10 protein-coding genes are annotated in these 12,223 nt (G+C 71.2%); 8 read left to right on the forward strand and 2 right to left on the reverse strand.

The window, feature by feature from the left end; translation table 11 throughout:
- Positions 1-72 precede the first annotated feature (72 nt).
- A complete protein-coding gene (locus tag ACFWOG_RS16245) occupies positions 73-1,146 on the reverse strand; it encodes a TauD/TfdA dioxygenase family protein (protein WP_380358850.1) in 1,074 nt (357 codons plus the stop codon).
- A gap of 368 nt (positions 1,147-1,514) precedes the next feature.
- Here ACFWOG_RS16245 and ACFWOG_RS16250 point away from each other — a divergent pair, with 368 nt between their 5' ends.
- From ACFWOG_RS16250 to ACFWOG_RS16265, 4 genes are all read left to right on the forward strand, one after another.
- On the forward strand, positions 1,515-2,441 hold the full coding sequence (locus tag ACFWOG_RS16250; RefSeq protein ID WP_380358853.1) for an aldo/keto reductase: 927 nt from the start codon (positions 1,515-1,517) through the stop codon (positions 2,439-2,441).
- Positions 2,442-2,720: 279 nt separating this feature from the next.
- Complete coding sequence (locus ACFWOG_RS16255) at positions 2,721-3,611, forward strand: cupin-like domain-containing protein (RefSeq protein ID WP_380358927.1); 891 nt, start codon at positions 2,721-2,723, stop codon at positions 3,609-3,611.
- A 19-nt stretch (positions 3,612-3,630) separates the two neighbouring features.
- Entirely contained in the window at positions 3,631-4,491 is an 861-nt protein-coding gene (locus ACFWOG_RS16260; RefSeq protein WP_380358856.1) for an SDR family NAD(P)-dependent oxidoreductase, read from the forward strand.
- Positions 4,488-5,591: an amidinotransferase gene (locus ACFWOG_RS16265; protein WP_380358858.1), complete on the forward strand. Its 1,104-nt coding sequence runs from the start codon at positions 4,488-4,490 to the stop codon at positions 5,589-5,591. Before ACFWOG_RS16260 ends, ACFWOG_RS16265 begins: the two co-directional genes overlap by 4 nt.
- 37 nt (positions 5,592-5,628) lie before the next feature.
- Here ACFWOG_RS16265 and ACFWOG_RS16270 read toward each other — a convergent pair whose 3' ends face one another.
- Positions 5,629-7,614: a B12-binding domain-containing radical SAM protein gene (locus tag ACFWOG_RS16270; protein WP_380358861.1), complete on the reverse strand. Its 1,986-nt coding sequence runs from the start codon at positions 7,612-7,614 to the stop codon at positions 5,629-5,631.
- A 261-nt stretch (positions 7,615-7,875) separates the two neighbouring features.
- On the opposite strand from ACFWOG_RS16270, the gene ACFWOG_RS16275 reads away from it, so the two are divergent.
- Genes ACFWOG_RS16275 through ACFWOG_RS16290 form a run of 4 tightly spaced genes read left to right on the forward strand, consistent with a single transcriptional unit; the run spans position 7,876 to position 12,206 of the window.
- On the forward strand, positions 7,876-9,018 hold the full coding sequence (locus ACFWOG_RS16275) for an amidohydrolase family protein (protein WP_380358864.1): 1,143 nt from the start codon (positions 7,876-7,878) through the stop codon (positions 9,016-9,018).
- 28 nt (positions 9,019-9,046) lie between these two features.
- A complete protein-coding gene (locus ACFWOG_RS16280; protein ID WP_380358867.1) occupies positions 9,047-10,306 on the forward strand; it encodes a hypothetical protein in 1,260 nt (419 codons plus the stop codon).
- A gap of 35 nt (positions 10,307-10,341) precedes the next feature.
- The gene (locus tag ACFWOG_RS16285; RefSeq protein WP_380358870.1) at positions 10,342-11,202 is read left to right on the forward strand and encodes a hypothetical protein; all 861 of its coding nucleotides are present in this window, start codon (positions 10,342-10,344) and stop codon (positions 11,200-11,202) included.
- Positions 11,203-11,237: 35 nt separating this feature from the next.
- Positions 11,238-12,206 (forward strand): TauD/TfdA dioxygenase family protein, encoded by a 969-nt coding sequence (locus tag ACFWOG_RS16290; RefSeq protein WP_380358873.1) that lies wholly within the window; start codon positions 11,238-11,240, stop codon positions 12,204-12,206.
- The last annotated feature ends 17 nt before the right edge of the window (positions 12,207-12,223 follow it).

The raw sequence follows: 12,223 nt of genomic DNA on the forward strand, positions 1-12,223 counted from the left end.
GGCCTGCACGGCCGCGAACGGGGCACCTGCCTGTGCGGCGACGGACGGGCAGGAGCGGCCCCCGCCCCGGCCCTACTGCGGTACCGGTCCGGCGGCCTCGCCCCCGCCGGGCCCGACGAAGGGCCTGAGCGGTTCGCCCCGGACGGCTTCGGACACGAAGCCGTCCGGTCCGACCGGACGGTCCCCCAGGACCATGACCCGGTACATCCTGCGCCGGTAGTCGGTGAAATGGAGATCGGCCGGCTGGAGGTGGGCCACCGAGCGGTTGTCCCAGACGGCGACGTCGCCGGGCCCCCAGTGATGCCGCACGGTGTATTCAGGACGGCTGATGTGGGTGAAGAACAGCCCCAGGATTCCGTCGCTCTCCCAAGGGAGCACTCCGGTCACATGGCATACGGACGCCGGCGGCAGGAAAAGCACCTTCTGCTTCGTCTCCGGGTGCACCCGCACCACCGGGTGCAGGGACAGCAGCGTGTCCTGTGCGAGGTCCCGGATGCTCTCCACGTCCTCGTCGTCGGAGAACAGCAACCGCACCCCCGCGTGCAGGCCGTGCTCGGCCCGCAGATTGTCGGCAAGCTGCTGAAGGGGGCGGGACAGGCCCTCGTACGCGGCGACGAGATCGGTCCACTGGGTGTCGCCACCGTATTCCGTGGCGACCTCACACCTGAGCACCGAAATCGCCGGGGGGTTCACGGCGGAGGCGATGTCCACGTGCCAACCGGAATCATGGCGCGTCGACTTGCCCGACAACCGCTCCGCAGATCTGAGGCCCCTGCGGGTTCCCTTCGCGTCCGGATCGACGACAAGGATCTCCGGGAATCCCTCCGGGTGCGTGCCGTGCCGGCGGCCCGGAAGACGGGTGACTTCGCCCAGACCACGCGCGAAGGCCACGTGTTCGGCGTGACTCAGGTCCTGCGCGCGAAAGACGATCACCTTGTGACGGAGCAGGGCGGCGCGAATCTCCTCCATGATCCCGGGATCGCCGTCATGGGCGAGCCTCAGATCCACACCCCGAATCTCCGCTCCGAGCTTTCCGGCGATGCGGCGTATCTCGATTCCGGAAAGGCCTTCGACCACAGCGACCCCTTCGGTCGTCCTCGGCTCGAAATTGCCGTCTCCCCCGGCGCGCCCGTGCCCGTCGGACACGAGAGAATATCAGGAGCCGACCGGTTCGATTATCGGCGATCGCAAGCGGCCGTCAAGCAGTCGCGGCTGCGGGGCCTGCTGATTCGGCCAGTTCCGGGCCCGAAGTGACTTATCCCCAGTCCCTCAGGTCGCCGCCGCCCCTCGTGTCCACTTCCCCGGAACTCCCGTGCCCGTTTCGACCTTGATCCCGGCAGCACCCGTGGGCCCGGATCCGGAGAGGAGGAGCTCCCGTGTTCCGCCCGGGCGGTCCTCCGGTGAGCGGAGTTCCGGAGCAGCGCGCAGCACGTCGGGCAGGCCCTGCCGGCTTGCGACCGGTATTGCGGTTCGACTCCTTGAACGCGCACCGGACATCCGTACACTCCGGGGCCATGCGCTATGTCTCGATGGGTAGTTCGGGAATGCAGGTCTCCGCAGTCGGCCTGGGATGCAACGAGTTGGGAAGGTCCGTGGGGCTGGACCGCGCCCGCCCGATGGTCACGGCCGCGCTGGACGCCGGGGTGACGCTGTTCGACACGGCCGACGTCTACGGGGACTCCGAGTCCGTACTCGGCGAATGCCTCCGGGGACAGCGCGAGAACGTCGTCCTGGCAACAAAGTTCGGCCATCAGAAACTGGCGATGGCGTACGGCCCCGCAGCCGGCGCCAAGGGTGGGCGCGCGTACATCCGCCGCGCCGCCGAAGCGTCCCTCAGGCGTCTCCGTACGGACTACATCGATCTCTATCAGATCCACACACCCGACCCGCACACTCCGGTGGAGGAGACCCTCGCCGCCCTGACCGAGCTGGTCCGGGAAGGGAAGGTCCGCTATGTCGGGAGCTCCAATTTCGCCGGCTGGCAGATCGCCGAGGCCGCGTGCACGGCCCGTTCCCAGGGATTCGAGCCCTTCGTATCCGCCCAGAACCACTGGTCACTGCTCAACCGGGATGTCGAGAACGAGGTCCTCCCGGCCGCACGCCGTTTCGGCCTCGGGGTACTGCCCTATTTCCCGCTGGCGAACGGACTGTTGACGGGCAAGGTACGGCGCGGCAGGGCCCTCCCGGAGGGAACCCGCATCAAGGAGAGCGCGTACCAGGTGACGGAGGCACGGCTCGACACCGTGGAGGCGCTGACCGCCTGGGGCGCGAAGAACGGTCGCAGCCTCCTGGAGATCGCGATCGGTTGCCTCGCCGCGTTCCCGGGTTGCACTTCGGTGATAGCAGGGGCCACGAATCCGGACCAGGTGCGGGCCAATGCGGCAGCGGGGCAGTGGATTCCCACCGCCCAGGAGATGAGCGAGATCCTGGAGCTGTTGTAGCAATGATCGTACCGACACCGTTCCGTGGGGCGGGTGGCGTCAAGGGTGGCCGAAAGCCGGACACCCGACAGCAATCTCGGCGTGAACGGGTCTATGCACAACTCTCGATCTCCCAGACCCTGGGGTGTCATGACCCCAATCGAACGGTCCGGCGCGGGACAGTCATCGGCTGGGCACGAGCCGACCGGCGTCCCGTCCGGGATGGCGGGTGAGGTGGCACCGATCCTTCGGACGGCCGGGCTCACGGTCCGGCCCGTCGAACGCGCGCGTGTGGCTGATGTGGGCGCCCTCCGCCGGAGCGTCGCCGCCCGTTCCGGTCCGCTGGTCTGTTCCGGTCTGATGGATGACTGGCCTGCCGGCACGGCCTGGAACCCGGCGGAGCTCACGAAGCGGAACCCCGAGCGCCGGGTGACGGCCCTGATGGACCTCCCCGCCACCGGCGTGCTCTTCCCCCAGGACCAACGACGGTACGAACGGGAGCTGCCCTTCGGCGAGTTCCTCGACCGGATGACCACCGCCGGACCCGCCGCTCCCTGCTACCTCGCCTACCAGCGTGCCCACGAGATCTTCGATCCCGCCGACTGCGACTTCGCCTCCCTCCTACCGCCCGACGGCCACGGCACCGACACCCGGGTGTGGATCGGCTCCGCCGGGACGCGCTCCATGCTGCACTCCGACCTCAAGGACAACTTCTTCTGCCAGGTCTGGGGCGAGAAGAGCGTCATCCTGGTGTCCTGGCAGGACAGCAGGGCCGTCTATCCGTTCCCCGGCAATCTGGTGAACAGCCGGATCGACCTGGCAGACCCCGACCTGTCCCGGTTCCCCCGGCTTCGGAACGCCGTGCTGCACCATGCGCGGATGCGGCCGGGCGACCTGCTCTACATCCCGCGTGGCTGGTGGCACGACATCCGGGCCCACACGCCGTCCGTCTCGGTCAACCACTGGTTCGGCGAGCCGCTGGGACTGCCGGACTATCTGCGCCTGCTCGGGTTGCTCGGGCCCGCGTACTGGGGCGCCACCGCCCGCGACTTCGTGGTCCACGGGCTGCTGCGGCGCCAGGAATCGACGCGGTTCTTCTTCAGCCCCGCGTCCACCGGTCGGCGTCTCTACGACGCGCTGCGCACCGGCGACTTCTCCCGCGGCAACGACCCGAGCTCCGGCGCCCAGTAGAAGGGATCGCATGGCCGACATGCCTACAGAGTCAGTGAGTTCGGACAGTCCGCCGCGGCGGCGCGTCCTGGTCACCGGCGGCGCCTCGGGGATCGGTGCGGCCATCGCCCGCCGGTTCCTGGCGGACGGCCACCGCGTGGCCGTCCTGGACCGCGACCGCGAGGCGCTGGAATCCTTCGCGAAGGACTCGCCCCGGGTCGAACTGCTGCTGGCCGCCGACGTCGGGGACGAGGCCGAGCTGTGCGAGGCGCTCGCCGAGGCCGACGACGCCTGGGGCGGCGTGGACGTGGTGTGCAACAACGCCGGCATCAGCATCCGGAGCCCGTTCCTCGACACCTCGCTGGAGGACTGGGAGCGGACACTGCGGGTGAACCTCACCGGGGCCTTCCTGGTGGCCCGCGAGACGGCCCGTCGGATGGTTGCCGGCGGGGGCGGGACGATCGTCAACACCGCCTCGGTCAGCGGGCTGGTCGGCATGCCCGACTACGCCGCGTACAACGTCAGCAAGGCCGGGCTGATCGAGCTGACCCGGACGATGGCCCTGGAGCTGGCCCCACGCATCCGGGTGAACGCCGTCTGTCCGGGCTACGTCCTCACCCCGATGCAGCGGGCCGAGTACACCGATGAGCAGCTCGCCGACCAGGAAGGCCTGTTGCCGCTGGGAAGGCTCGGCCTGCCGGAGGAGATCGCCGCCCTGGTGGCCTACCTGGCGTCCCCGGAGGCGGCGTTCGTGACCGGGCAGTCCTTCGTGATCGACGGTGGGGAGACGGCGGGCGGGCTGGCCAGCCGGCCGGCAGGCGAACCGTGGCGGGGGGCCGGCCGCGGCAACGACGTACCGGGGGCGCCGAACCCCGGTCGGGCTGAGGAACGGGGAACATGACGAGCGACGAATCACGGCCGTTCGGGGACCGGAGCGGCGCGGCGGGACCGGCGGTCAACTCGTACACCGAGTGGGACCCCCTGCGGGAGGTGGTGGTGGGGAGCCTGCTGGGCGCGGTGTTCCCCACCTGGCACGAGTCGCTGGAACACACCATGCCGGAGTCCGCCTGGCCGGTCTTCCGGGAGCACGGCGGCTCGCCGCTGCCGGAGCGCCACCTCAAGGCCGCGGAGGCCGAACTCGACAACCTGGCCGAGGTGTTGACGGCCGAGGGCATCCGGGTGCGGCGGCCGGACGCCGCCCGGCACCACCGCCCCTTCCGCACTCCGGAGTGGGAGTCGGACGGCGGGCTCTACGCGGCGATGCCCAGGGACTCGCTGATCGTGGTGGGCGACGCGATCGTCGAGGCGCCGATGGCCTGGCGCTGCCGGTACCACGAGGCCGACGCCTTCCGCCCGCTGATCAAGTCGTACTTCCGTCGCGGTGCCCGGTGGCTGCCGGCGCCGCGCCCGCAGCTGACCGACGAGCTGTACCGCGGCGCGCACGGCCCGGGGCGCTGGGCCGTGACCGAGTTCGAGCCGGTCTTCGACGCCGCCGACTTCCTGCGCTTCGGCCGGGACCTGATCGTGCAACGCAGCCACGTCACCAACGAGTTCGGCATCGACTGGATGCGCAGCGCGCTCGGCCCGGAGTTCGCCGTCCACACCGTGGAGACCGACGACGCCCACGCCATGCACATCGACGCCACCATCGCCGCGCTCGCCCCCGGCAAGCTGCTGGTCCACCCCGGGCGGTACGTGCACTCCGAGCTGTTCGACGGCTGGGAGATCCTGCCCGCCCCTCCGCCGACCCTGCCCGCGGACTGGCCGATGTACTTCTGCAGCCCGTGGGTGAGCATGAACGTGCTGTCCCTGGATCCGGAGACGGTGGTGGTGGAACGCCAGGAGCGGCCGCTCATCGAGGCGTTGACGGCCTGGGGGTTCCGCTGCGTCGAGGTGGACTTCCGGCACGTCTACAGCTTCGGCGGGTCGTTCCACTGCGTCACGCTGGACACCGTGCGCGAGGGCGGTCCGGGCCGGTACCTGTCGGTTCCCGGGAGCTGAGTCCGGGTGCGGGGCGGCAGGGCCGCCCCGCACCCGTTCAGGAGGCGAACAGCACCCGGGAGTAGTCCGGGCGCAGCACGACGTTGTTGTCGTACAGGCAGTACCGCACGGCCAGCAGCGGCACCGACGGGTCGCCGGGTTCCACCGCCGTACGCGCCGCCGCGAGGACCTCCTCGACGGAGCCGAACCGGGCGGCCAGCTCCGCGCACACCTCGTACGCGGTGCGCCCGGTCCGGTCGTCCCAGTACCGGGGCAGGCCGATCCCCGCGAACGCCGCACGGACAGCGGGCAGTTCGGTCCCCACCGCCAGCTCCACCAGGGTCCGGGCGAGCGGGCCCTCGGGCTCCGACCCGTCCGCCGGATCCAGCAACCGCCCGACGAGCGCCGCACCGCCGTCCGACGCGAGGGCCGCCCGGACGGTGCGCAGCTCCGCGCTGTCGCCCTCACCGCCGCTCCCCAGGCGACCGCACCAGGCGGCCAGTTCACCCGCCCCGGCGTGCCGGGCGAGGAACCCCTGCCAGTCGAGGCGGGCACGGTGGGCGCGGGAGAGGTAGGTCGCCTCGACGTGGGCGAAGAACTCGTCCACCGCCCGGGCGCCGCCGAGCGCCGCGACCAGGGCGGGCGGGTAGCTGAAGGTCGGATACAGCAGGTCCACGGCTTCCAGCCGGCCCCGGGGGCCGACCGAGTAGGCCGCGTCGCCCGGTTCTCCGGTGATCCCCTCGCCGAGGTCGAAGACCCGGGTGGCACGGGTGATCAGGGAGTCCTCGAAGCGCTCGGCCAGTCGCAGGTCGCTGACCGCGCGCAGCGTGGTCGAGACGGTCTCGGGGGTCGCGTAGGAGTTCCCGAGGAACATGTCCAGCCTCCGCGGCGGCACCGGCAGGCCGCGTGCCAGGCGGAACGCCTCCTCCTCCTCCAGCCAGTCGACCTGTGCCTGCACGGCGTGGCGGGCCCGGTACGGCACGCGGGTACGTTTGAGGTTCGCGTCGTCGTACGAGCCGAACTGGTTCCAGCTGGGTTCGAAGTGCGATTCCAGCAGCAGCCGGATCTCGGCGCGTTCGAGCGCCGGGTTGGGCAGCAGGTAGCAGGTCCACTGCACCGGCCGGGGCCGGTCGCGGTTGAGCCGGCGCATGCGCGCCGCCAGCTCGAACAGCAGGTCGTTGCGGCCGATGTTGACCTCGGAGCAGACCATCCAGATCCGGGTGACACCGCGATCGGCCAGGAAGCGGATGTCGGTGAGCACGGCGTCCAGGTCCCGCACCCGGGGCCGGCGGCCCTTGACCATCGGCTCGGTGCAGAAGTAGCAGCGGTACGGGCAGCCGCGCTGCACCTCCACCGGCACGTGGACCTCGGGCTCGGGGCCGAGGACGCGTTCGGGGCCGTAGAAGTCCAGGAGGTCGCGCAGGATCTCCTCGGTGTACTCGGGGTGGTCCGTGGGGGGCAGGAAGACCCGCTCGTTGACGGTGTAGCGGTCGCCGTGGCGGTGGGCCAGGTTGGCGATGCCGCGCAGGTCGTGCCCGGCCAGGACGTCGTCCAGGCGGCCCAGGATCTCGTCCGGTTCGCCGACCACCCCGTAGTCCGGCCGCAGCCGCTCCAGCAGGGCGTGCGGCCTGGTGGTGAAGCCGAAGCCGCCGAGCATGACCGGGGTGTCGGTCAGGTCCCGCAGGATGCCGATGAGTTCCTCGGTCTCGTGCATCGGCCAGTAGCTGTTGCGGCGTACCGGTGGGGCGCCGGGGAGGTCGGCGTCGGCGTAGTTCCAGATGAAGATCGAGTCCAGTTGCCGCAGGTGGATGCCGATGAGGCGGGGGGCGGTGCGCTCCAGCGTCGCGGCCAGCACCGAGCGCCACTCGGGCTTGGGGGTGCGCAGCAGGTCGAGCCGGGCGGTGGCCAGGCCGTGCCGTTCGGCGATCGCCGAAACCTGGACGAACGCGTAGGGATAGATGGGCAGTGCCGGGTAGTTCGAGGCGCTCAGCAGCAGCAGGTCCACGCCGCGTCGCCCCGGTACCACTGGGATGGGGTCTGCCATGCTGGGGATGGTGACACATCGTCAGTCCTCTTCACCACCACACGGATCAGCGCAAGGTGTCCGGATCCTCACGCTCTGCGGTGCAACCCCTTGACCGGAGCATGCACCGGACAACAATGGATTCCACGCTCCTGCCGCTCCGGCCCCGCGGCGGACCCACGAGCTTCCGCGCGCCATCGCCTCGCCGTCGCCCGCACCGCACCGCGCCGTACCGACCGGACCCGCCGCGACGGCACCCTCCCTCCCGTGAGGAGTGAATCCTTGACCTTTCCCGTGCTCTCGGCCGACTCGCACGTCGTCGAACCCGTGCGCCTGTGGACCGAAGGACTGGAACGCAAGTACCGCGACCGCGCGCCCCGGGTCTCCTGGGACGCCGAGCGGCGCGGCTGGTACTTCACCTGCGACGACCTGCGCCCCGCCCTCGTCAACAGCCTCTACGCCACCGACGCCACCGCCGAGGGGTTCGTCACCGACGCCGAGACGGTGGTCGAGGCGGCCCGGCCTGGCGGCAGCGATCCGGCCGCGCGGCTGAAGGACATGGCCCTGGACGGAGTGGCCGGCGAGGTGCTCTACCCCAGCCTCGGCCTGCACCTGTTCTGGCTCTCCGACGGAGAGTTCCAGCGTGCCTGCTTCCGCGCCTACAACGACTGGCTCGCCGAGTACGTGCGCCACACCCCGGAGCGACTGGTCGGCCTCGGGCTGATCTCGCTGTGGGACACCGAGGAGGCCGTACGGGAGCTGCGCCGTTGCCGCGAGCTGGGCCTGCGGGGCGCCGCGATCTGGGCCTCCACCCCCGCCGAGCGGGACTTCGGCGGGGAGACCAACGACCCGTTCTGGCGGGAGGCCCAGGCCCTGGGCATGCCCGTGTCGATGCACTGCCTCACCGGCTACCGGGACAGCCCGAAGCTCTTCGACTACGACAGCCCGCTCGGCCGCATCCGGCGCAACATGGGCTACCCGGAGGAACTCCAGCACACCCTCACCGACCTGATCTTCTCCGGGGTCCTCCAGCGCTTCCCGGACCTCCAGGTCGTCCTGGCCGAGAACGACATCGGCTGGATCGCCTACCACCTGCTGCACGCCGATCGCATCTACGACAAGCTCGGCCCGGCCCTGCGCACCGACCTCACCATGGCGCCCAGCGCCTACTTCCGCCGCCAGGTGCACGCCACCTTCACCGAGGACGAGGTGGGCGTGCTCACCATGCGGCTGCTCGGCTCGGGGAACTTCCTCTGGGGCAGTGACTACCCGCACTACGAGGGAAGTTGGCCGAACTCCCGGGAGGTCCTGGACCTCGGGCTGCGGGACGCCGGCCCGCAGGCGCGGCAACAGGTGACCTCCGAGAACTGCGCCCGGCTCTACGGGTTCGACCTCGCCACCCTGGCCGCCGAACCGACCGAGTGACCCAGCCGTCCACCGCTAGGGAGCCCGCATGGCGGAGCAGAACGCGAACCTCTGGTACCGCTTCATCGACGACGACATCGAACGCAGGACCCGGACGAGCGTCGGCTTCACCAACCTGATCTCCACCCGCCCCTACCCGATGGACACCGGGACCTTCGAGGGCTTCGTCGATCGCAACGCCCTGATCCGCGAGTACCTGCGGATCACCCGGGACGTCTTCCTGGCCAGCGTGCGCGGCGAGATCGACCCGGCCGTCGCGGACACCCTGCTCGCCCGCCAGCCCCCGGAACGCGACCACACCTACCACAAGAACCTGACGGAACGGCACCTGGAACTGCCCCGGTACTTCCGCACCGACGAGCCGGCCCCCGGCCAGATCGCCGAGGTGCAGTGCCCGGCGTCCGGCTGGGAGATCGCCGACCAGGTGCACGCGCTCTACCAGGCCTTCCCGGACGACTTCGGCGGCCCCTCACGACACCTCGGGGCGCCGATCGACAGCCTCGCCGACTCGCTCCGGGCCCGCTTCGGCGACGACCTCGTCGTCCACCACCTCACCGGCAACGCCTCCCGGCCGCACGGCGTCCAGTACACCGTGCAGCGACTGCGCGAGCGGGGCATCCGGCACTTCGGCTTCGACCGGGTGCACTGGAAGGACTGCGGGCTCGTGCGCGCCCACGAGTTCTACGACCTGCGCTACAACGGCTTCTTCGACCAGTGGATGGAGGCCTGCGAGCGCGGCGAACTCTTCTTCGACCACCCGCCGACCCCGCTCTACGACGCCAAGGTGACCATGGCCTGGCCGTTCTGGGAGAAGACCCGGCAGTACTACCCGGACCGGGTGCGCGGGCTCTTCCCGCACACCGAGATCGTCACCCCCGACGGCTTCCACCTGCCCGACGGCAGCTGGATCGGCCTGGACGAGTACTGCGCGCTCGGACAGGGCAAGCGCCGCTACTACCTCAAGTTCGGCAGCCATCACCCCACCCTGAACTGGGGCAGCCGCGCCGTCTACCACACGGGCAGCTTCTCCGGCGCGGCGCTGCGTGCCCTCTTCGACCGGGCCCTGGTCGACACGGCGGCCGGTCACCTCTGGGTCGCGCAGGACGCCCGCCTGCTGCCGGAACCGGCCACGGGCGTCACCCGGGACGGCGAGCAGGTGGGCTTCGACGCCTACACCAAGCTCAGCGGGTTCTACACCCCGGAGGGCCTGGCCGGAGTGATGGTCATGCAGGAGCGTGCCCACAAGGTGCACGGATCGCCGCAGACCGTGCTCAGCATCGCCTACTGACACCCCCCGACCCCGAACGAGGGAGAACCGCGGCCATGGCCGACCCGGGCGCGACCCCGACGCTGGCGGGACGCCGGCGTGACCCCGCGTACTTCCGCTTCCTGGAACGGGACGGCGTGGACTGGGACGCCTGGTGGGACGTCCTGTCCGGCCGCGTCGCCGGCACCATCTTCCGCGGCGCGCTGGCACCCGACGTCTGCGAGCGCACCTGCCGCCGCTTCTGGGCCAGTCCCCTGACCGTCAGTCCCCCGCAGGCCGTCCGCAGCACCGACCGCGTCGCCGGCCCGATCCTCGTCTCCTCCGGGAGCCTCGACGCCTACCTGGACGCGTCCGAACGCGCCCGCCCCGGCCTCGACGCGATCTGGGAGGGGCCGGGCCCGACCCTGCCCGATCTGCTGGAGGACTGCCGCACACACCTGGCCGGGCTCGGCGTCAAGCTGCGGCCGGCGGAACACGAGGGCCGACAGGCCGCCGTCTTCAAGGTGCGGTCGCGTGCCAACAGCGAGACCTTCGGCCTGCTGCCGCACGACGACGCCCCGCACGGCTGGATGAAGCCGCACCTGGCCGGCTTCGAAGTCATCCGGGTCCGACCGGTCTGCAACGCCCTCACCTGCCTGGAGAACGGCCCGGGCGGCGAGCTCGTCTACTGGAACGCCGCGCCCGGCCCCGAGGACCGCAGGGCCCTGGGGCTGCCGCCCGGGAGCTACGGCTACCCGCTGGAGGCCCTGGAAGGGGTGGAACGGATCACCCTGGAGATCCGCCCCGGAGACGTCTACGTGTTCGACGGCGGCAACGTCCACGCCGTCGCGCCCAGCGGACGACCGGACGTGCGCCGCACCGTGGCGCTCTGGTCGACCGGCCTGCTCGACGAGCGGACCGTCCTGCAGTGGGCCTGACCGGCCAGGCCGACCGACCGGAGGGAAAGGACCTCATGACGGAAGCAACGGGCGCGGGGATCGACGTCCGACAGCTCGCGGGCCACATCGGCGCCGTGATCGACGGGGTCGACCTCGCCGAAGCCCTGCCCGACCCGACGATCGACGCCGTCCGCGCCGCCCTGCTGCGCCACAAGGTGGTCTTCCTCCGCGGCCAGCGGCTCGGCCACCCCGAGCACATCGCCTTCGGGCGGCGCCTCGGCGAGCTGACCCGGCGGCCCGGCCGCAAGCACGGCGTCCACCCGGACGGGTACCCCGAGGTCCTCACCGTCGATCCGGACGTGGAGGACACCCGGCACGGCCAGCGGTTCGAGGAGCGCCTGAGGCCCAAGGCCCTGGAGCCGTACTCCGGCTGGCACGTCGACCTGGCCGCCGCCGTCAACCCGCCCGCCATCTCGGTCCTGCGGGCCGAGACCGTCCCCCCGTACGGCGGCGACACCCAGTGGACCAACCTCGTCGCCGCCTACCAGGGCCTCTCCGAACCGCTGCGCGTGCTCGCCGACGGACTGCGCGCCGAACACACCCTCCACGCCGCGAACCGCCTGCTGCTGTCCGACAAGGAGGACGTCGAAGTCCTGCGCCGGCTCACCGAGGACACCCTGCTCTCCGTCCACCCGGTGGTGCGCGTCCACCCCGAGACCGGCGAACGCGCCCTGTTCGCACCGCCCGCGTCCGTCACCCACCTGCGCGGGCTGCTGCCCTGGGAGAGCCGCCACCTGCTGGAGCTCTTCCACGGGCACATCGGCCGCCCCGAGTACAGCGTGCGCTGGCAGTGGGCCCCCGGCGACGTCGCCATCTGGGACAACCGCGCCGTCGCCCACCTGCAACCCGCCGACCTGGACCGCACCGACCACCGCCGCACCCTCTACCGGGTGACCGTACTCGGCGACCGCCCGGTCGGCCCGGACGGCTTCACCTCCGAGGCCGTCCACGGCGAACCGCTCACCGCGTACCGCGGCAGCTGACCGGAAAGGGGACCGAC

Source organism: Kitasatospora sp. NPDC058406 (assembly GCF_042722765.1).
Lineage (GTDB): Bacteria > Actinomycetota > Actinomycetes > Streptomycetales > Streptomycetaceae > Kitasatospora.

Bases quoted from the DNA above. Each gene is read 5' to 3' on its own strand.
- ACFWOG_RS16250 (WP_380358853.1), top strand. From the start codon at position 1,515: ATGCGCTATGTCTCGATGGGTAGTTCGGGAATGCAGGTCTCCGCAGTC.
- ACFWOG_RS16285 (WP_380358870.1), top strand. From the start codon at position 10,342: ATGGCCGACCCGGGCGCGACCCCGACGCTGGCGGGACGCCGGCGTGAC.
- ACFWOG_RS16260 (WP_380358856.1), top strand. From the start codon at position 3,631: ATGCCTACAGAGTCAGTGAGTTCGGACAGTCCGCCGCGGCGGCGCGTC.
- ACFWOG_RS16290 (WP_380358873.1), top strand. From the start codon at position 11,238: ATGACGGAAGCAACGGGCGCGGGGATCGACGTCCGACAGCTCGCGGGC.
- ACFWOG_RS16265 (WP_380358858.1), top strand. From the start codon at position 4,488: ATGACGAGCGACGAATCACGGCCGTTCGGGGACCGGAGCGGCGCGGCG.
- ACFWOG_RS16280 (WP_380358867.1), top strand. From the start codon at position 9,047: ATGGCGGAGCAGAACGCGAACCTCTGGTACCGCTTCATCGACGACGAC.
- ACFWOG_RS16270 (WP_380358861.1), bottom strand. From the start codon at position 7,614: ATGGCAGACCCCATCCCAGTGGTACCGGGGCGACGCGGCGTGGACCTG.